At 28.3% G+C, this 18,688-nt stretch carries 20 protein-coding genes; 15 read left to right on the top strand and 5 right to left on the bottom strand.

Annotation, left to right across the window (positions count from 1 at the left end; translation table 11 throughout):
- Positions 1–46: 46 nt before the first annotated feature.
- Positions 47–877: a bifunctional helix-turn-helix domain-containing protein/methylated-DNA--[protein]-cysteine S-methyltransferase gene (locus ACNI3D_RS11335; protein ID WP_419767081.1), complete on the top strand. Its 831-nt coding sequence runs from the start codon at positions 47–49 to the stop codon at positions 875–877.
- 39 nt (positions 878–916) lie between these two features.
- Here the strand turns inward: ACNI3D_RS11335 and ACNI3D_RS11330 are convergent, their stop codons facing one another.
- The gene (locus ACNI3D_RS11330) at positions 917–3,040 is read right to left on the bottom strand and encodes a methyl-accepting chemotaxis protein (RefSeq protein ID WP_419767080.1); all 2,124 of its coding nucleotides are present in this window, start codon (positions 3,038–3,040) and stop codon (positions 917–919) included.
- A 509-nt stretch (positions 3,041–3,549) separates the two neighbouring features.
- On the opposite strand from ACNI3D_RS11330, the gene ACNI3D_RS11325 reads away from it, so the two are divergent.
- The 13 genes from ACNI3D_RS11325 (at position 3,550) to ACNI3D_RS11265 (ending at position 13,836) form a co-directional block, all read left to right on the top strand.
- Positions 3,550–4,101 (top strand): CD3072 family TudS-related putative desulfidase, encoded by a 552-nt coding sequence (locus tag ACNI3D_RS11325; protein WP_419767079.1) that lies wholly within the window; start codon positions 3,550–3,552, stop codon positions 4,099–4,101.
- Positions 4,098–4,823, top strand: a complete 726-nt coding sequence (locus tag ACNI3D_RS11320; protein WP_419767078.1) for a transporter substrate-binding domain-containing protein — start codon at positions 4,098–4,100, stop codon at positions 4,821–4,823. The genes ACNI3D_RS11325 and ACNI3D_RS11320 overlap by 4 nt, the downstream gene beginning before the upstream one ends.
- Positions 4,824–5,477 carry an amino acid ABC transporter permease gene (locus tag ACNI3D_RS11315; protein WP_419767077.1) on the top strand — a complete coding sequence of 218 codons (654 nt, stop codon included), beginning with the start codon at positions 4,824–4,826 and terminating at the stop codon, positions 5,475–5,477.
- Between the two features lie 307 nt (positions 5,478–5,784).
- Positions 5,785–6,483, top strand: coding sequence for an energy-coupling factor ABC transporter permease (locus ACNI3D_RS11310; RefSeq protein ID WP_419767076.1), 699 nt, complete (start codon positions 5,785–5,787; stop codon positions 6,481–6,483).
- The gene (locus tag ACNI3D_RS11305; protein ID WP_419767075.1) at positions 6,470–7,288 is read left to right on the top strand and encodes a sirohydrochlorin cobaltochelatase; all 819 of its coding nucleotides are present in this window, start codon (positions 6,470–6,472) and stop codon (positions 7,286–7,288) included. The genes ACNI3D_RS11310 and ACNI3D_RS11305 overlap by 14 nt, the downstream gene beginning before the upstream one ends.
- Entirely contained in the window at positions 7,278–7,970 is a 693-nt protein-coding gene (locus ACNI3D_RS11300; protein ID WP_419767074.1) for a precorrin-2 C(20)-methyltransferase, read from the top strand. Before ACNI3D_RS11305 ends, ACNI3D_RS11300 begins: the two co-directional genes overlap by 11 nt.
- On the top strand, positions 7,970–8,680 hold the full coding sequence (locus ACNI3D_RS11295) for a precorrin-8X methylmutase (protein ID WP_419767073.1): 711 nt from the start codon (positions 7,970–7,972) through the stop codon (positions 8,678–8,680). The genes ACNI3D_RS11300 and ACNI3D_RS11295 overlap by 1 nt, the downstream gene beginning before the upstream one ends.
- The gene (locus tag ACNI3D_RS11290; RefSeq protein ID WP_419767072.1) at positions 8,652–9,119 is read left to right on the top strand and encodes a (2Fe-2S) ferredoxin domain-containing protein; all 468 of its coding nucleotides are present in this window, start codon (positions 8,652–8,654) and stop codon (positions 9,117–9,119) included. The genes ACNI3D_RS11295 and ACNI3D_RS11290 overlap by 29 nt, the downstream gene beginning before the upstream one ends.
- Positions 9,119–10,141, top strand: coding sequence for a cobalt-precorrin-5B (C(1))-methyltransferase CbiD (gene cbiD, locus ACNI3D_RS11285; protein WP_419767071.1), 1,023 nt, complete (start codon positions 9,119–9,121; stop codon positions 10,139–10,141). Before ACNI3D_RS11290 ends, cbiD begins: the two co-directional genes overlap by 1 nt.
- Positions 10,135–11,307: a precorrin-6Y C5,15-methyltransferase (decarboxylating) subunit CbiT gene (gene cbiT / locus ACNI3D_RS11280; RefSeq protein ID WP_419767070.1), complete on the top strand. Its 1,173-nt coding sequence runs from the start codon at positions 10,135–10,137 to the stop codon at positions 11,305–11,307. Before cbiD ends, cbiT begins: the two co-directional genes overlap by 7 nt.
- Positions 11,304–12,047, top strand: coding sequence for a precorrin-4 C(11)-methyltransferase (cobM, locus tag ACNI3D_RS11275; protein ID WP_419767069.1), 744 nt, complete (start codon positions 11,304–11,306; stop codon positions 12,045–12,047). Before cbiT ends, cobM begins: the two co-directional genes overlap by 4 nt.
- A complete protein-coding gene (locus ACNI3D_RS11270) occupies positions 12,041–13,057 on the top strand; it encodes a cobalt-precorrin 5A hydrolase (protein WP_419767068.1) in 1,017 nt (338 codons plus the stop codon). Before cobM ends, ACNI3D_RS11270 begins: the two co-directional genes overlap by 7 nt.
- Complete coding sequence (locus ACNI3D_RS11265; protein WP_419767067.1) at positions 13,057–13,836, top strand: precorrin-3B C(17)-methyltransferase; 780 nt, start codon at positions 13,057–13,059, stop codon at positions 13,834–13,836. Before ACNI3D_RS11270 ends, ACNI3D_RS11265 begins: the two co-directional genes overlap by 1 nt.
- A 9-nt stretch (positions 13,837–13,845) precedes the next feature.
- Here the strand turns inward: ACNI3D_RS11265 and ACNI3D_RS11260 are convergent, their stop codons facing one another.
- The 4 genes from ACNI3D_RS11260 to ACNI3D_RS11245 are packed head-to-tail and all read right to left on the bottom strand — an operon-like array spanning position 13,846 to position 17,231.
- Positions 13,846–14,418: a class I SAM-dependent methyltransferase gene (locus ACNI3D_RS11260; RefSeq protein WP_419767066.1), complete on the bottom strand. Its 573-nt coding sequence runs from the start codon at positions 14,416–14,418 to the stop codon at positions 13,846–13,848.
- A gap of 31 nt (positions 14,419–14,449) precedes the next feature.
- Positions 14,450–15,049 carry a pyridoxamine 5'-phosphate oxidase family protein gene (locus tag ACNI3D_RS11255; protein WP_419767065.1) on the bottom strand — a complete coding sequence of 200 codons (600 nt, stop codon included), beginning with the start codon at positions 15,047–15,049 and terminating at the stop codon, positions 14,450–14,452.
- Between the two features lie 9 nt (positions 15,050–15,058).
- Complete coding sequence (locus ACNI3D_RS11250) at positions 15,059–15,640, bottom strand: DJ-1/PfpI family protein (protein WP_419767064.1); 582 nt, start codon at positions 15,638–15,640, stop codon at positions 15,059–15,061.
- A gap of 13 nt (positions 15,641–15,653) precedes the next feature.
- Positions 15,654–17,231, bottom strand: coding sequence for a molybdopterin-dependent oxidoreductase (locus ACNI3D_RS11245; protein ID WP_419767063.1), 1,578 nt, complete (start codon positions 17,229–17,231; stop codon positions 15,654–15,656).
- A gap of 88 nt (positions 17,232–17,319) precedes the next feature.
- Here ACNI3D_RS11245 and pdxR point away from each other — a divergent pair, with 88 nt between their 5' ends.
- Positions 17,320–18,687, top strand: coding sequence for a MocR-like pyridoxine biosynthesis transcription factor PdxR (pdxR, locus tag ACNI3D_RS11240; RefSeq protein ID WP_419767062.1), 1,368 nt, complete (start codon positions 17,320–17,322; stop codon positions 18,685–18,687).
- The last annotated feature ends 1 nt before the right edge of the window (position 18,688 follow it).

Below are 18,688 nucleotides of genomic sequence, written 5' to 3'. Positions count from 1 at the left end.
CAAGATTCGGATTGTAAATTTTTGTTTTAAATAATATACTTTTATTATGAATAAATTAGAAGAAAAAAGCAAATATTATGAAGATATTAAAAAAGCTATTGAATACTTTGATAAAAACTACTCTAATCAACCAAATTTAGATGAGGTGGCTAAACATATAGGAATGAGTAAACATCATTTTGCAAGAATATTTAAAGAGTATGTGGGAGTAACTCCCATGCAGTTTTTACAAGCAACTACTTTTTCTTATGCAAAAGAGAAACTTCAAACTTCAAAGTCTATCTTAGATACTTCTCTTGATTTGGGATTATCAAGTTCTAGTAGACTGCATGAACTCTTTGTTAATTTTATAGGAGTGACACCACATGAATATAAAAAGATGGGTGAAAACCTTGATATAACTTATGGATTTGGTTTTTCGCCCTTTGGTAAAACTATGATTGCAAGTACCCAAAAAGGTATATGTGCTTTGGAGTTCTATGATGATAGTTATGCTGAGGTTCTAAATAGATTCAAATCTTCTTGGAAGAGTGCAAAATTTGTCCAAGATGATAAAAAAGCTCAAGAATTATTGGATAAAATTTTTGTGAATAATGAAAAAACAGATATTTTTATAAAAGGAACAAATTTTCAAATAAATGTTTGGAAAGCTTTATTAAATATTCCAAAAGGGAAAGTTTTAAATTATTCAGATGTAGCAAATTTACTTGGTAAACCAAAAGCAGTAAGAGCAGTAGCAAGTGCAATTGGTGCAAATCATATTGGCTTTTTAATTCCTTGCCATAGAGTTATTTCAAAAAGTGCAACAATGGCTGGATATAGATGGGGGATAAAAAGAAAAAAAATTATATTAGCGTATGAAGAAGTAGAAGATTAAGCATCTTTATAAAGTTTAATCTTCTATATCTTTTTTAGATTATTTATAAGAAAAATGTTTTCTTAATTTAGTATTTTCTTTACCTTCAAACTCTTTATTTTGTGCATCATTGATAATCTCTTTTGCCAAAGAGTCAGTTTCTATTGCAATAGTATTTGTTTTTGATGCAATAGAAGCATTTTGTTGTGTTTGCTGGTCAAGCTGATTTATAGCATCATTAATTTGTTTGATACCAATTTCTTGTTCTTTACTTGATATTGAAATATCATTGATTTTTTTTGTAGCATTTTCAATATTTTCTAATAATGAATTATATCCTTCAATCATATTAGCACTAATGCCTTTACCTTCATTTGTTTTAGCTGTAGCATTTTCTACTAAAGATTTTATCTCTTTTGCAGCTTCAGCACTTCTTGATGCCAAATTTCTAACTTCTTGTGCAACAACGGCGAAACCTTTTCCAGCTTCTCCTGCTGTTGCTGCTTCTACTGCTGCATTTAGTGATAAAATATTTGTTTGGAAAGCTATTTGATCAATGATTGTAATTGCTTCATTTATCATTGTAACTTGTGTTGTAATCTCTTCCATTGCTTTTGCTGTATTTGCTGCTTGGGCTTGACCTTGTTTTGCAGAATCAGTTAAATTAGTAGCAAAATTATTCATTTCAACAATATTTTGAGCATTGCTTATAATAGTACTTGTAATCTCTTCTAAGGCAGCAGCAGTTTCTTCTAACGAGGCAGCTGCTGATGTTGAAGAGTTATTTAATGTATGAACATTAGATATTAAAGTGTTTGATGAATCTCCTAACGTTAAACCTATCTCTAAAGATTTTTTAAGAAGTTCAGAGATACTATCTCCTAGGCTATTTACCCCTCTAGCAAGTTTTTCTAGGTGAGCTTTTTTATTATCTATAGAAACTTTTGTTTTATAATTAGAATTTGAATAATCAGACATTACTTTTAATATGTCATCGATATTCCTTTCTAAATGTATACTCATATTATTCATTATAGATGTTAGTTCATTTAATGAAGGATTTGATGATTTCTGATTGATTTTTGGAGTAAAATCACCTTCTTCATAACTTTTTAATATATTAATTGAATTATTAATAAGAGTTCTATCTTCTTCAATCTCTTTTTCAATAAGTTTGATTTGTTTGTTAATAACTTCTGCCATTTGACCAATTTCATCTTTTGAATCAACTTTTAATGGAATTACAGAGTTAACCTCTCTACTTAAATATTTGAAAAAGTTAAATAAGCCATCTTTAAAAGTTTCAATATTTTTTACGATAGATTTAATAGTTATTATAGAGAAAAATGCAATAACAATTATAAATATTACGCCAATTATAATTAAGAGTTTTTCTAAAGCTTTTATTTTTGATTTTACCTCACTACTAACATAAGTTGCTAGTTTTTTTAGTATATCTTCAGTTTGGTGAATTGTTTGTCTCATATCACCTTGAATTCCTTGTTTACTAGTTAATCCTATTAGTTCTTCTGCTTTAACTAGAGCTAAGAAGTCATTTTTATAATTATTTAAATCCGTAGAAATATTTTCAGTAATAAATTCTTTAGTAAGTAATTTGTCAATCTTCTCTTTAAAATTATTAACATATTTTAAATTACGTCTAAGCATAAAATCTTTTTCTTGTTTTCTTAAGTCATATACCATAGATAATAATTCATGATTTTTGGTTTTTTTAGCGCTATCTTGTACGCTATGAACACTATTTCTTAAACTTCCATATAATCCCATTTTTTCATTGAGTCCAATTTCAACTTGTGATTTTACAAAACTAGAAAACTTAGATTGATAATCAACTATTACTTTTTTGAAGTCTTCCACATATTTTGTATCAAAATCATCTTCAGCTAAGTTAGATTCTAAGGATTTGATATGTGAGTTTATTACTGAAATATTTTTATTAAATTTATCTACATAACTCATATTTTTACGAAGAATAAAATCTTTTTCATTTCTTCTAAGCATTAACATATCAGATTTTAATATTTCAATTATTATTTTACCTTCATCTAGTTTTTCAATTTTTATTGATGATAAATAAAAAAATGAAAGAAAAAATATTAATCCCACCATACTGATTATTGTTGAAATTATAAGTTTCATTCTTATACTTAGTTTACTAAACATGTGAGTCCTTCTTTATATTAATGCTAAATTAATATAATCTGAATTTAACATTAAATATCTTATAGTTGAATTTAATAAAGAGATTAGATAAATTAAGAAAAATAAATTTTAGGTATCATAGATAAAGAAAATCCAGTTAACAATTTACTAACTGGATAATTCCTATTTTAAGTTCAAATATTATTATTTTGAAGCTTTTTTAGCCTTTTTGTCAGCTCTTTTTTCTTTTAGTGATTTTGCAGGTTCTGTTTTAACAGATTTCTGTACATCTTTTCCTTTTGCCATTTTAGTTCCTTTCTTTAAGTTATTAGTTCAGTATATCCTAATAGTCTAAATAAAGTATTGTGAAAAATAGCTAATAAATATTCTAAAAAATTTCATCACCATTTAAGAGAAAATTAATTAGAATACTAATATCTAATTTTAAGTTTATTCCAAGGTTTGGAACGACAATATTATTATAATTGTCTTAGCTACTTTATTTGGAAACTATTATTTTAAGGTTTTTTATGCTTCGAAGTAAACGAATCCTTCTTTTAAGTCATTGTTTATTTAATGTAAATGCAAAGGTCTATAAACTTGCAAACTATGAAGGCTGCTTTGAGTCTCTTCTTTCCCCTTTGATGAAAGCTGGTTATGGTTTTATTCAACTTCCTTGTCCTGAACTAATTACTTGTGGTGTTAATCGATGGGGACAAGTAAAAGAACAATATGAAACTGAGTTTTTTAAAGAACAGTATAAATCCTTATTAAAATCAATTATCTTTCAACTTCTTGATTATAAAAATAATGGTTACACAATTTCAGGTTGTATAGGTATTGATGGTAGTCCTAACTGTGGTATAACAAAAACATCTCGTGGAAAATGGGGTGGAGAAATAGATGATACATTTAACTTAGAAGAAACCTTATCTTCTACAAGAAGTGTCAATGAAAAGGGTGTTTACATGGAAGTTTTTTCTGAACTTTTAGATAAAAACAATTTAAACTTAAAATTTTATGCTGTAGATGAAGCAGACCCACGTTCATCAGTAGAGAATATATTAAAGGAACTTTTATGAAAAAAATTATTGCAGTTGTTTTATTGGTATTTGGTATTTTTGCCCATGCCCAAAAAGATAGTATTACAGTTGGACTTTGTGCTGCTTATCCTCCATTTGAATCAAGAGATGAAATGAGTGGAAAAATTGTTGGTTTTGATATTGACTTAGCCAAAGAAATAGGAAAAGTTATAAACAAAAAAATAGTGATTAAAGATGCTGAATGGCAAGCATTACTTGGTGGATTAAAAAACAATAATTTTGATGTTATTATAAGTGCTATGAGTCGTCAAGAAGCAGGAGCAAATAATGTGAATCTTTCTGATACTTATTATTTGTTAAATGATGTACTTGTTGTTAGAAAAGATGATAAAAGTATAAAATCAAAAGAAGATTTAAAAGGTAAAAGTGTTGGTGTTCAACTAGGTAGTGGAAGTGAGCAAATAGTTGATAAATTAAATGATTTAGGAAAAGTGGCAAGATATAATTACAATCCAGAAGCTTTTTTAGATTTAAAACATAAAAGAATTGATGCTGTTGTAGTAGGTTATGCATATGCATTGACTCAAAAAGATTTTAACAAAGAATACAAAATAGTTGATAATTTAGCTCCATCTCAATTGGTTGCTGTAATGAAAAAAGGCAATGACTCTTTAACAAAAGAGATAAATAGTGCTTTAAAAACACTAAAAGATAATGGAACTTATGACAAACTAGTTAAAAAATGGTTGGCAGTAAAATAAGTGAATTTTAATGTAGTATATGAAAACCTAGGATTTTTACTAGAAGCTTCATGGCTGACAATATATTTGTCTTTTGTCTCTTTTGTGATAGCTTTTTTTATTGGCTTGATTATTGGGACATTGAAAAGTTTTAAAATACCTAAAGTAATTAATTCTATTTTTTCAATCTACATTGAGATATTTAGAGGAACACCACTTTTAATACAACTTTTTTTTATATATTATGGTTTACCTCAAATTGGCATTACAATGTCAAGTCATGAAGCCGCAATAATAGGATTATCTCTAAATTTTGGTGCATACATGTCTGAAATTGTTCGTTCTGGAGTAACTTCCATAGAAAAAGGACAGTATGAAGCTGCAAAATCTCTGGGATTGAGTCCTTTGCATATGTTATTTTACATTATATATCCTCAAGCTTTGCGTATTGTTTTACCCTCTATTACAAATTCATATGCAGCGATTCTAAAAGATAGTTCATTAGTCTCAGTTCTTTCAATAACAGAGTTGACAAGAGCTGGTCAATTGATTTATGTGAGAACATATGAACCTTTTGAAATATATCTTACTCTTGGTGTATTTTATTTTATAATGACTTATTTAGTTGCAATTTTTTCAAAGTATCTTGAAAAAAGAATGAATTATTCTTTTTAAAACTTAACTAAATATTAAAATAATACTTAAGTATAATAGTTTAATAATTATTTAGATAAAATTCTTTATGAAACATTTAAGAGGTTATAAAAAACGATACTTTTCGTTAGCAATTATTGCAATGTATTCGACTTTATTTAAGTTGTGTACTATAGATAATAATAGACAATACCATCTTAAAGCTATAAAATTCCAAGAATATAAAACTTCACCTCCTTTACTAACTTTAAATTACTAATCAAAACAATCATTTCATATAGTTAAATCTATAAACACATTTAAAATATTTATAATACAAGGACAAATCATGCATATAGAAGCAGGCGTAGTGCAAGGTGCAAAAATCTTATTGAGTTATGGAACAGCTGCTGTTTCATTTGGAATTGCTATAAAAATGGCATTAAATAGTATAAAAAATAGTGGGATAATTCCATTTATTGTTAAAACTATAATTTCTACAATTTTAGTTTTTATATTTTTTGAGGTACTTCCCCATCATCCAGTAGGAGTTTCAGAAGTTCATCTAATCTTAGGTTCAACTCTATTTTTAATATTTGGTGCTAGTTCAGCTGCTTTTGGTTTGGCTTTAGGTCTTTTGATTCAAGGAGTATTTTTCGCACCATTTGATTTACCACAATATGGTATGAATGTAACAACTATTCTTATGCCTTTATTTGCAATGGGTTATTTAGCAAAAAGAGTTATTCCTCAAAATATTGCATACAAAGATATCGCTTATAAAGATGCTTTAAAATTATCACTTGCCTACCAAGGTGGAATTGTAACTTGGGTTGCTTTTTGGGCACTTTATGGACAAGGTTTTGGAATAGAAAATCTAAGTGCAGTTGCTACTTTTGGAATCTCATATATGAGTGTTGTAATTTTAGAACCATTTATTGATTTAGCTGTGCTTGCAGGTGCAAAAACACTTGGAAAATTAGAAAATAGTCCTTTTGTAGAAAAAAGACTTTATAAAGCAGTTGCACTGAAAAATGAAAAGATATAGACACTATAAAAAAGATAAAGCAATAATTTTATCGTGTTTTGGTTCTATAATTGAACAACAAAAATATTTAGACTTAAAAAAGAGTATTGAAGAGCAATTTGAAGGAATTGATGTCTTTATAGCTATTAGCTCTAGAATGGTTTTAAAAGGTTTGATTAAACATGGATTTGAGTATAAAAATTTAGCTCAAACAATAGCAGATGTTGATATGCATGGATATAAGAATATTATAGTGGCTTCTATAAATCTTTTTCCAGCTTGCGAACATGAGCTTTTGAAAAAGACTGTTGAAGGATTTAGACATTTTTCATTTTCAAATATTAGATTGTCAAATGCAATTTTTACAAGAACAAAAGATACAACACTTTTTTTAAAAGAGCTTGATGAAAGAGTTTCGAAAAAAAAGACAGCAAATCTATATGTGATACATGGAACTCCAAAGTTAGAACTTGGAGGATTAGAATCAGTTACTTATAGTGCTAGGTATTTAGAACAAAAAAGAAAAGGAAATTATGCTTGCTCACTAGAGGGAGCCTTTCCTTTTTTTGCTATTAAAGATGAACTTATAAAAAGAATAAAAAAAGATGGTTTTAAAAAAGTTCAAATAGTACCTATGCTTTTAGTAAGTGGAAATCACTATATAAATGATATGGCTGAAATAAGTGAAGAGTTAAGTGAACATTTTAAAACAAAAATTGCAAAAAGTCTAAGTGAAGATGAGAAGTTTAATCTTTTACAAATGCCTACAATAAAAGAGATTATTGTTAATAATATAAAAGAAGAGATAATAAAACTTGGACACTAAAATAAAATTATATATGGTTTCACTCGGTCCTGCAAATTGGGAACTTGTGACCATAAAAGCCTTAAAGGCACTCCAAACATGCGGTGCTATTTGTATCCCTACTAAAAGTAAGGATCATAGCTTTACAAGGTCAATTACATATAAAATCATAAAAGACTTGATGGATGAATATGGTTTTTCAAAACCTATTATTCCAGTATACGCACCTATGCATTTTAAGAAAAAAGATTGGCAATATCAAGTAGATATTTTAGAAGATGGAATAAAAAAATATGGAAGTGTATCTTTTGTGACACTTGGAGATGCAGCTGTATATAGTACAGTATATTATTTACTTGATATGATTAAAAAACAAAATAAAAAACTATATAAAAGAAGTGAAGTAATTGCAGGAATCACATCATTTTCTTATGCCTCTTCAAGGGTAAAAAAGCCCTTGTGTTTAGGTGATAATAGATTTGAGATTATTCCTTTGGTTGGTAAAGATGTTCCTAGTACAAAAGTATATATGCGACCAAAAGTTGGACTTGACACCAAACATATGCAAGAAGATGGGACAATGTATACATTCCAAAATCTAAATTTTGCAGGGGAACATATCCAAAAAGGCAAAATACAAAAAGTAGAAAAATACATGACACTTTTTATAGATTTTTTAAAAACAAAAAAAGGTAAAAAATAATGGAGTTTTTAAAAGAAGAACCTCCTGTAAATATTGGAGCAGATATTTCAATAAAATCATTTGAGATGATAAGTAAAGAACTCCAAGACTACGAAAAAGCAAAAGAGTTTGATGAAAATCAAATGGAAGTTATAAGTAGACTTATTCATACAACTACTTGTTTTGAAGAAGTTTTAGAAAATATCTTTTTTACAAAAGATGCAATTCCTAGAATACAAGAACTACTTAAAAAACAAGCAAAAATAATAGTTGATGTAAATATGATAAAAGTAGGACTTAGTGATTTTTATTTAAAACAATACTCCAACGAAGTGATTTGTTATATAAAAGAGCCCTTTACCTATGAAAGGGCAGAAAAAAATAAAACAACAAGAAGTTATGCAGCAGTAGTAGAAGCAATAAAAAGACACAAAAATGAGCCTATGATTCTTGCTTGTGGAAATGCTCCTACATTTATATATGCAGCTATAAATACACTTCTTGATGAAAATGTTGATCTTAAAAATGTGGCATTTTTACTTTTTCCTGTTGGTTTTGTGAATGTTGTAGAATCAAAAAAATATGGGAAAAGATTTTGTGAACATTTTGATGTGCCAGCTGTTATTATGGAAGGTAGATTTGGAAGTTCAACTATGACAGTTGCAACTTTGCATGCTACATATAAACTAATCAAAGATTTTGATGGAAAAGATAAATACAATGGAAAATAAAATCTATAATAATATGGGAAGTGAAGTGGCTGATGGTTTTATTTGTAAGCCTAAAAAACTAGATCCAAATAAACCCATAATGCATTTTAAAACTCAACTATTTATTTGTGATGGAGAGAGATGTTCAAAGACACAAAAAGGTAATGACTTAGCTGGAAAGCTAAGGGATATTATAAAAGAGTTAGATCTTCATAAAGGTAAAAATCGTATAAAAATATCTAAAACCAACTGTTTTGGAGCTTGTAGATTTAGACAGGTTTCTGTTACTTTTGAAAATACTAAAGTAAATGGAAATTTGGCCAATAATAATATTTGGCTAAAAAATATTCATAAATATGATGAATCAAAATGGAAAGAGTTATTTTTAGCTTTAAGTACAAATAAAGAGCTTAGAGAAGATTTATATGCTCAAGTTCCTATGAGTGAAATAGATGAGTAATGGGTGAAAAAGAATTAAGAAAAGGCTTAACAACTGGTGCTCATGCATTTTTACTTTTTTGTTCAGCCTTAACTGATTTTTTAGAGAGAGAAAAACTAGCTATTTGTAAAATAAATAAGATGGATAATGATGACCTTGATGTGACAAAGGGGTGTGAAATAGTGGTATGCATTAGTGATAATTTTCATGAATTAAACTTGAACAATATCACCCACAACCCTTCAGTTTTTCTAGTGAATTCAAACAAATTATCTATTTATGCGGGAGAAGGCGTTGGTGTTGTTACAAAAAAAGGTCTAAAGATAGAGCCTTCTTTTCCAGCAATTAATCCAGTTCCAAGAGATGCCATTTTTAAAGCCTTTGAAGAGTTAAGTTCCAAATATCAGAATTTAGACTTAAAGTGCACAATTTCTGTGACAGATGGTGAAGAGATATCAAAAAGAACTGCTAACTCAAAAGTTGGAGTCCTAGGTGGTATTTCAATTTTAGGAACAAAAGGGATTGTAAAACCAGTTTCTAGTTCTGCTTATATTGATTCAGTAAAAACTGAAATAGAGTTTGCCATAAAAAATGGTTATGAAACTTTGTATTTTACTTTGGGTAATTCAGCCTTAGAAGTAGCAAAAAAATACTCAAATGAAGAAGCTATTATAGAAATAGGAAATTTTGTATTTGATTCTATTGAAATAGCAGTAAAAGAAGGTGCAAAAGAGGTCATCTTTTTATGTGGAATTGGAAAGATGACAAAGGTTTATCAAGGTTTTAAAAATACTCATAATCGTTTTGGGGTGATAGATTTTGAACTACTTCAAAAAGATATAGAAGAAAAACTAGGCTTTAAAGTGGATATTCAATCAACTTTGACAGTAAAAGGAATCTCCCAAGAGCTAGAAAAGTATGGGCTCTTAGTAGAGTTTTATAAAATGATAACAAAAAAAGCAAATGAACAAATAAAGCATTGGCATGAAAATTCAAATGTCAAAGCCGTAATATTAGAACAAAAGGATGTCTTAGGATGGTAACAATTATTGGTAATGGAATGGGTGAATACGATTTTTCTAATCTCAATATTGACACAACAAAATATGACAAAATATTATGTGATGTAAACTTTAAAGAAAAACAAAACAATATTCTAAAACTAAAATTCAAAGAGATAAAAGAGTATATACAAAGTAACTATGAAAAAGAGAATATTCTTTATGTAGTTACAGGAAGTCCTTTATTCTTTAGCGCTGGGATAATCATAGCAAATACTCTACCAAAAGAAAAAGTAAAGATTATAAACAATACTTCTAGTAAAGATTATATGATGGAAAAGCTTTTTATTAGTGATGCAAATATTGATACTGTTTCTTTACATGGTAGAGAACATTTTGATTTATCTAGATTTTTGACGAACAGTTATACTTTTGTGCTTTGTGATAAGGATTCAATTAAAAAAATAATTGGAGCAACCAAGTTTTTAAATAAAGAGGATATTACTGTAAGTATAGGATATAAACTTGGATATGAAGATGAGATTATAAAACAAATAGATATTTTTTCAAAGGAGGTAGAATCTTTTGATTTATCAAAGCCTTATGTTTTAATTATAAAAAGAAATTTTGCACTTAAAAATGAAGTAAGTAAAGATGTAGAGTTTGACACCCAAAGGGGAATGATAACTAAAAAATACAAACGACACCTAAGCTTACAAAATCTTGATTTAAAAGCAAATCAGCTTTTCTGGGATATTGGTGCTGGAAGTGGAAGTTGTGGTATAGAAGCTTATACAAGATATAAAACAAGAACACTCTTTTTTGAAAAGAATGAAGAGAGAATAGAACATATCAAAAAAAATCTAACAAAGCATAAAGTGATAGCTTGTGAACTTTTTGTAGGTGAAGCCCAAGATAAATTTGAAAGCTTGGAAGAAAATCCACAAAGAATATTTGTAGGTGGTGGAGGTGAAGAAGTTATAAAAAGGCTTCCTTATCTTTATGAAAGACTTGAAGAAGGAGGAATCATGCTAATAAATGCCATTACCCTAAAACATCTTTCAATGATGAATATAGTTTTAAATGAAGCAAATATAGATTATGAAATCCACTCAATAAGCCTTACAACTTATAAAGGAAAACTTGATTTAGTAGAACCTGAAAGACAATTATTCCAAATAAAGATAATAAAAGAGGAAAACAAATGATATATTTCATAGGTGCAGGTCCTGGTGACCCAGAGCTTATAACTGTAAAGGCTATGAATATTTTAAAAAAAGCAGATGCAGTTTTATATACAGGTTCCCTTGTTCCAAAAGAAGTACTCTCTTGGTGCAAAAAAGATGCCTTAGTTGTAGATTCTCAAGGTATGAAATATCCAGAGATATTTGAGTTTTTGTCTAAGCATAAAGATAAAATAATGGCAAGAGTTCATACTGGTGATCCATCTATTTATTCAACTATTGCAAAACAAATTGAATACTTAAATGAGCAAAATATAAAATACAGTGTAATACCAGGAATCACAGCTGCCTTTGGTGCAGCTGCTAGTTTAGGAATAGAATATACTATTCCAGGAGTTTCTCAAACGATTATACTAACAAGAGTAGAAGGTAAAACTCCAAATCCTGAAAAACTAGAAAATATACTAGCTTGTAAAAACTCATCATTGGCATTTTATTTATCAATCTTACTTTTAAATAAGTTAAAAAAGAAGGCTTTGGAGTTAGGTTATAGTCCTGATACACCTTGTTGGGTAGTGGAAAAAGCTACTTGGAAAGAAGAGAAAATATATAAGGGAACTATATTGGATATCCAAAACAAAGTATCGCATATAAAAGGGGTAGCTCTTATACTTTTTGGGGAGTACCTAAATCAAAAAGAGACAGAAGAATCACATCTTTATGTGAAACCTTTGATAAAAGAGTTAGGGAAAAATAAATGTTAAAAATAGCAATAATCTCTATAAATCAACCAAGCCTAAATAGTGCAATAAAATTAAATGAATATTTAAGTGAGTATGAAGTTGATATATATGGAAAAAAAGATTTAGAACATGATTTTGACAAACTTATTTGTTATGAAAAGATAGATACTGTTTTAACAAATGCTTGGAAAAAATATGACGCTATTATTTTTATTCTTGCTATGGGAATAGTTGTAAGAAAGATTGCACCACTTCTTGAAAGTAAAGCAACAGATCCAGCAGTTTTAGTTATGAGTATAGATTTGTCAAAAGTAATACCATTACTTAGTGGACATATTGGTGGAGCAAATGAGTTAAGTGATGTAATTGCTAATAAAATAGATGGTTGTATAAATTTTATATCAACTGCAACGGACCAAGTAAAGGTATTTGCATTTGATATGTTTGCCAAAAAAAATAATATGAAAATAGAAAATCTAAACAAGTTGGCAAATATCTCAAATAGACTTATAAATAAACAAAAAGTTAAAGTATTTACTTATAAGAATATCTTTGATGCAATTGAGGATAAAAATAATTTGCAGTTAATTAATGCTGATGAAATTGATGAAAATACAGTAATCATAAATCCTTTAAAATCAAGTGACAAGTTACAGTTAAAACCAAAAATATATTTAGGTATGGGATGTAATAGAAATACAAGTTTTGAAGATATAGAAAAAGCTTTTTTCTACTTTTTAGATAAACATAACTTAGATTTAGAACAAATAGAAAATATAGCTTCCTTTGAAGCAAAAAATGATGAAGTAGGGCTTTTAACTTTTGCAAAAAAATATAACTTTGATATAAAGTTTTTTGATGAAACGCAAATAAATAGTTTAGAAGGTGAGTTTAGCCCTTCACAAGCTAAAAAGTTCTTTGGACTAAAAGGTGTAGCAGAACCATCAAGTGTGTTGGTATCTAAATACAAAGAGATAATAATACCAAAAGAAGTGTATGAAAAAAAAATAACAATTGCAGGGGCAGTTTAGTGAATAGATTATATATAGTAAGTAGTGGAGCAGGGGGAGTTCATTATATAACTCCAGATGCAAGAAGAGCAATAGATGAGTGTGAGGTAGTAGTATCTTATACTAAATACGCAAGGGAGTTAAAAAGTATATTGGAGGGGAAAGAAGTTTATACTTCTGGTATGACCCATGAGATTGAGCGATGTAGCCAAGCAATAGAATATGCAAAGCAAGGTAAAACTACATGCATAATCTCAAATGGTGATGCAAATGTATTTGGTATGGCAACACTAATAGTTGAGTTAATAGATGAAAAGAATCTATGGGATAGTATCGAGCTTATTTCTCTTCCTGGCGTGACTTCATTTTTGGCAGCAGCCTCAAAAGTGGGAGCTCCTGTATCTCAAGATTTTGCGATAATTTCTTTGTCTGATAGATTAACAGATATAAATTTAATAGATAAAAGAATCAAGTCTTCTTTAGAGTGTGATTTTGTTATGGGTATATATAATCCAAAATCAAAAAAAAGAATTTTGCCATATCAAAACTTTCTTGCTAGGCTTGATGAGGTAGAAGAGCGAATAGCAATTATAGCTCAAAATGTAGGAAGAGATGAAAAGGAAAATATAACTATTACAACTACAACAGAGCTAATAGAACAAGATATAAATCATGAAAAAGTAGGAATGAATACTATACTCATAATTTGTAATTCAAGTACAAAACTTACAAAAAATGGTTTGGTTCTTACACCAAGAGGCTATTTAAATAAGTATGAGACAAGTGGTGAGTTAAAGTAAAAAAACACATTAGTGTTTTTTTACTTCTATTGATTGTTTTTTCATTCGATATAATTCATAATCTTCATTTTCAAATTCGTCATAATCCAAAATCTCAAATTTATCATCAAAAAAACTTTTAAGTTCATCTTTTTGTAATAAAAAATCAGGATTTGATGATGGTTTTTCATTTATCTCATCATGCATATAAGTCTCAATAAATAGTATACCATCAGTTTTGAGTGCAGAGGCTAATTTGGGTATTAGTTTTCTATCAAGAAAGTTTGTCATGATGATAAGATCATAGGCATTTTTAGATACTTCATATTCATCTAAATCAACTAGTTTACAAGTAATATTACTAAAGCCTTTTTTATCAAGTTCATTTAGGGCAACTTGAGAAATATCTATTGATTCAACATCAAAACCTTTAGATGCAAGATAAATAGAATTTCTACCAGCTCCACTTGCTACATCAAGAGCTTTTTTACCTTTTACTTTTTTAAGTAAGTTAATTAGTTTTTTACTAGGCTCTCTTTTTTCAAGTAAAGAGGGCGTATTTTCGTATTTTTTGTCCCATTTTAATTTGTCATTTAGTGCCATATTGTCTCTTTATAATATTTTTCGTAATATATTATACTCTTTTAAACTCTTCAATTAACTTCAACGTTTCCAAATCTTTTGGGGTGCCTCTCTGTTTTAAATGGTTTGTTACTCTTTCATATCTCTCTTTTGTAAAGGCTTGTCCTAATTTAAATTTTGCCTTTGTTTGCTCAGGTATAAGTTTATATATGCAAGTTGCAGTGATGATTTTTTCATACATAGAATCATGTAGTGGTGTATAGTTTCCCTCTTTTTGATATTTTTTCATCAAGGCTTCTAGGGCTTGGGCTTTTTCATTATAATCTTCTACAAACTCAATTTTACCATCGATAATTATAGATTTAAAAAGGTGTGTTGCTGGTGCTGCATTTTCCGTATCTGTACTAAAATAAGATGGAAGTAGAGAATAAGCTTCTACTACTGAAAAACTTGCATTTGCATTTTTATTTATATAGTCTATTTTTTTACCCTTTTTTGCCCCATGAAAAAATATTTCATTGTTATATTCTACAAAATTAATAGGAAGGGAGTAGGGTTTGTTATTTGTACATAAAGCAAGAGTTCCATATTCTGCATTTGATAGAACTTCTTTTATTAATTTTTTATCTGTTATTTCTACAATTTTTTGCATTTCTTTACCTTAACTTTTTATCCAATCAAATTGCATCTGTTTTGCAGTTTGATTAGCTAAGTCTAGATTTTTTATTTTTGAAACTAAATGTAAACTCATATCAATACCTGCTGAAATTCCAGCACTTGTGAGTATATTCTCTTCATCTACCCATCTTACATTTTCAACAACATTTAAAGTAGGGTAGTCTTTTTTTAAATCAGGAATATCTTCCCAATGTGTTGTTACTGTATGATTTGTAATAATTCTTGCCTCAGCTAATAAAAAAGCACCTGTACAAACAGAGGCTACTATTTTTGTATTTTTTGATTGCTCTTTTATCCACTTTATTACAGTTGTTTTTTTTACTTCTTCTGTATGCACTCCACCAACTACAATTAGGACATCAGTTTGAGGTACATTTTCAAAAGTATAGTGTGAGTTGATTTTATAATTACCTCGTGCTGTAATAGTAGGCTCTTTTTCACTTATTAAAAAAACATTAAACTTCTCATTTTCATCTAAAAATCTAGAAGCTACAGAAAAAACTTCAAAAGGTCCAGAAAAATCTAAAACCTCTGCATCCTCATAAATATAAATTCCAACATTCATTTTAATTTTCCTTTTATATTATAGTTAATTTTATATCTTGAAAAGTTGCATTTGTACCGCAAAAACTAAGTTCATTGGATGTGAGTCTGTTTACTTGTTTATTACCTGCATAGATTAATATAGAATTTGAATATATTCTCTCATCATTTTTTACTTTGATTTGTATAGAATCTATTTTAGATGAGATTGTTACTAACTGATTATCTATAAAACCTCTGATTGGATGAACATAAGCATATTCGTCATATTTAAATTGCGAGTTTATTGTATCAGTATTTTTTGATGTTAAAAGATAATATTCATCATCTTTTAAATCTAATAATTCTACATTTTTTGTATCTTGTTCGATAAATTTTATATCTGGTTTATCATTTATTTTAGTTTTAAAACAATTAAGATATTCATCTTCACTAAGAATCCCTTCAAAACCAAACTCTTTAAATAAATAAGAAGTAAGCTCATATTCACTTATAGCATAATCATTTTCTTCACATACTTCACAAAATGTAACTTCATCATGTCCATAACTAAGTCTTACATCTTTTTTTTGTAAAAATGTTTTTGCAGGAATGATTATATCTGCATATTTGGAAGTTTCATTTGCAGTTGTCCCCATAAAGATGACAAAACTGTTTTTTAATGATTCTACAATATATTTAGCATTTGGAGCAGATATTACTGGATTTGCCCCTTGTATAAATACTACATCATAATCATCAAATTTAACATCTGCATAACTACAAGTTTTAGTAGGATTTATAGATATTTTGTTATCAAAAGGATAGGCGCTGTTAGCTAAGTACCAAACACCTCTATTTTTTTTATCGAAAAGATTTAGTTTATCACATACCTTATCTATCTCATGAAATATAGCTGCCCCTTCTTTATATTTTTGAGCCCCAACACCAAGCATTACAGATACTTTTTTGCTAGTCAATAGTTTTACTGTTTGGTTAAACTGCTCTTGCGTGATATTAAGTTTTATTAAATCATTTATATCAATATTTTCATCATTCAAAGCTTTTTGTAATAACTTTGCTAAAAGATAATCTCCTTTTGGAGGTATTTGTAAAAATACTTCAGATTTTTTAGCAATTGGTGTTTTTACTGGATCAATTGTAATAAATATTTTATCTTTTATCAATTTATAAATATGAGCTGATGTTTGTGTAAGATTTCGTCCCCAAACCAAAATTACTTCACTACTTTGAAGGTCTTTTATACTTGGGTTTACATTATACTTTCTTCCCATCTCAATTCCAGCTTCTCCTCCTGCATCACAAATACTTCCACTTGCAAATGTAGCACTAATTTTTTCAAAAAAAACCATTGGAATTTTTTGCATAACACCCATGTTACCGCTACCCTTATAATACAAAACTTTTTGATTGGGTTCTTTTAATTTTGCTACAACTTTTTTTAATGTAGTATTTAAATCTTTATCAATAATATTTTTTTCTTGTATAAGATATGCAAAATTTTTACATAGCTTTTTATTTGTAATATAATCATCATTTGGTTTACAAATACCATTTTTATATACAACTTCACAAGCATCAAAACAATCCATTGGACATGCTGTTAATTTCATCTTGAGCCTTTTATTTTATTTGTGATAATATATCATTTATCTGTACTTGTGACAAGTGACAATGAATTAAAATAATTAGGGGACAGTTTTGTATTTTATTGATAAAAATAATAAGACACCTTTACATATTCAGTTATATGAAGAGATAAAAAAAGAAGTAATCCATAATCTAAAAGTTGGTGATAAACTCCAATCCATAAGAAAAGTTGCCATAATATATAACTTAAGTAAAACTAGTGTTGAAGGTGCATATTCTCAACTTGTAGCAGAAGGTTATATTGATAGTTATCCAAAAAGTGGATACTTCGTAAGTGATACAAATTATAAAAATTTTAATGATGATAGTATTATTGCTATTGAAAATGAACAAAAAGCTGATAATTTTATTTATAATTTTTATCCAGCAAGATTGGAAAAGGATTCTTTTCCTCTTAAATTATGGAAAAGAATTTTTAATAAAGCCATAGATGAGACAATTGATTTTGGTGGATATTCTGATGGGCAAGGGGAGTATGGCTTAAGAGATGAGATTGCTAAATATTTAATAGAATCTAGAGGTGTAAAGTGTAATGCAAGCCAAGTTATTGTTTGCAATGGATTTGATGATTCCTTAGGATTAATAATTAGACTTTTAAATAAGAAATATGATACTTTAGCAATAGAACACCCTGGTTATCATATAGCTAGAAAAGTTTTTGAATCAAGTGAGTATAAAATAAAAAAAATACCAGTTGATAAAAATGGGATTGATTTAAAAGAATTAGAAAAGTCAAAAGCAAAATTAGTTTATATTACTCCGTCACATCAATATCCTACGGGAGTTGCTATGCCCATATCAAATAGATTGAGACTTTTAGATTGGGCAGAAAAAAATGAAGCTTTGATTATTGAAGATGATTATGATAGTGAATTAACATATGAAACAAGACCAATACCTGCTTTGCAAGGTTTAGATAGTTTTGATAGGGTTGTTTATGTGGGAACATTTTCTAAGTCACTCTCACCTGCTATTAGAGTTAGTTATTTAGTTGTTCCAAGACTTTTGTTAAAAGAATTTAATGATACCTTTGAATCAAGAGTAAGCCTATTTACACAAAAAACTTTGGAAAAATTTATGAGTGAAGGTCATTGGGAACGGCATTTGCGAAAAATAAGAACCCTCAATAAAAAGAAACACAATCTCATGAAAAAAGTACTTGAAGAAAAACTAGGAATAACTATGAAAATAGTAAATCAAGGTGGAGGTTTAGCTATACATATTAGTCCAAAAGTTTCTTTTGATTGGAATAACTTAGAAAAGTTAGCAATAAAAAATAAAATAAAACTTCATTATGCAAAAGAGAGAAGTGGTGGAGAATGGCAAGCACTTATGATGGGGTTTGGTGGATTTAAAGAAGACGAGATAGAAGAAGCAGTAAGTGCTTTTTCTAAGATTTGGCATGAGTGTATCTTATAAT

The organism is Arcobacter siniprincipis (SeqCode) (assembly GCF_048571125.1).
GTDB classification, from domain to species: Bacteria; Campylobacterota; Campylobacteria; order Campylobacterales; family Arcobacteraceae; genus Arcobacter; species Arcobacter siniprincipis.
This window is presented reverse-complemented; position numbering and strand designations above follow the sequence as displayed.

Excerpts from the sequence above, each read along its gene's own strand:
- ACNI3D_RS11335 (WP_419767081.1), top strand. The coding sequence starts at position 47 with ATGAATAAATTAGAAGAAAAAAGCAAATATTATGAAGATATTAAAAAA.
- cbiT (WP_419767070.1), top strand. The coding sequence starts at position 10,135 with ATGGTAACAATTATTGGTAATGGAATGGGTGAATACGATTTTTCTAAT.
- ACNI3D_RS11245 (WP_419767063.1), bottom strand. The coding sequence starts at position 17,231 with ATGAAATTAACAGCATGTCCAATGGATTGTTTTGATGCTTGTGAAGTT.
- ACNI3D_RS11290 (WP_419767072.1), top strand. The coding sequence starts at position 8,652 with ATGGAAAAGATAAATACAATGGAAAATAAAATCTATAATAATATGGGA.
- cbiD (WP_419767071.1), top strand. The coding sequence starts at position 9,119 with ATGGGTGAAAAAGAATTAAGAAAAGGCTTAACAACTGGTGCTCATGCA.
- ACNI3D_RS11270 (WP_419767068.1), top strand. The coding sequence starts at position 12,041 with ATGTTAAAAATAGCAATAATCTCTATAAATCAACCAAGCCTAAATAGT.
- ACNI3D_RS11250 (WP_419767064.1), bottom strand. The coding sequence starts at position 15,640 with ATGAATGTTGGAATTTATATTTATGAGGATGCAGAGGTTTTAGATTTT.
- ACNI3D_RS11325 (WP_419767079.1), top strand. The coding sequence starts at position 3,550 with ATGCTTCGAAGTAAACGAATCCTTCTTTTAAGTCATTGTTTATTTAAT.
- ACNI3D_RS11305 (WP_419767075.1), top strand. The coding sequence starts at position 6,470 with ATGAAAAGATATAGACACTATAAAAAAGATAAAGCAATAATTTTATCG.
- ACNI3D_RS11255 (WP_419767065.1), bottom strand. The coding sequence starts at position 15,049 with ATGCAAAAAATTGTAGAAATAACAGATAAAAAATTAATAAAAGAAGTT.
- ACNI3D_RS11330 (WP_419767080.1), bottom strand. The coding sequence starts at position 3,040 with ATGTTTAGTAAACTAAGTATAAGAATGAAACTTATAATTTCAACAATA.
- cobM (WP_419767069.1), top strand. The coding sequence starts at position 11,304 with ATGATATATTTCATAGGTGCAGGTCCTGGTGACCCAGAGCTTATAACT.
- ACNI3D_RS11320 (WP_419767078.1), top strand. The coding sequence starts at position 4,098 with ATGAAAAAAATTATTGCAGTTGTTTTATTGGTATTTGGTATTTTTGCC.
- ACNI3D_RS11260 (WP_419767066.1), bottom strand. The coding sequence starts at position 14,418 with ATGGCACTAAATGACAAATTAAAATGGGACAAAAAATACGAAAATACG.
- ACNI3D_RS11310 (WP_419767076.1), top strand. The coding sequence starts at position 5,785 with ATGCATATAGAAGCAGGCGTAGTGCAAGGTGCAAAAATCTTATTGAGT.
- ACNI3D_RS11295 (WP_419767073.1), top strand. The coding sequence starts at position 7,970 with ATGGAGTTTTTAAAAGAAGAACCTCCTGTAAATATTGGAGCAGATATT.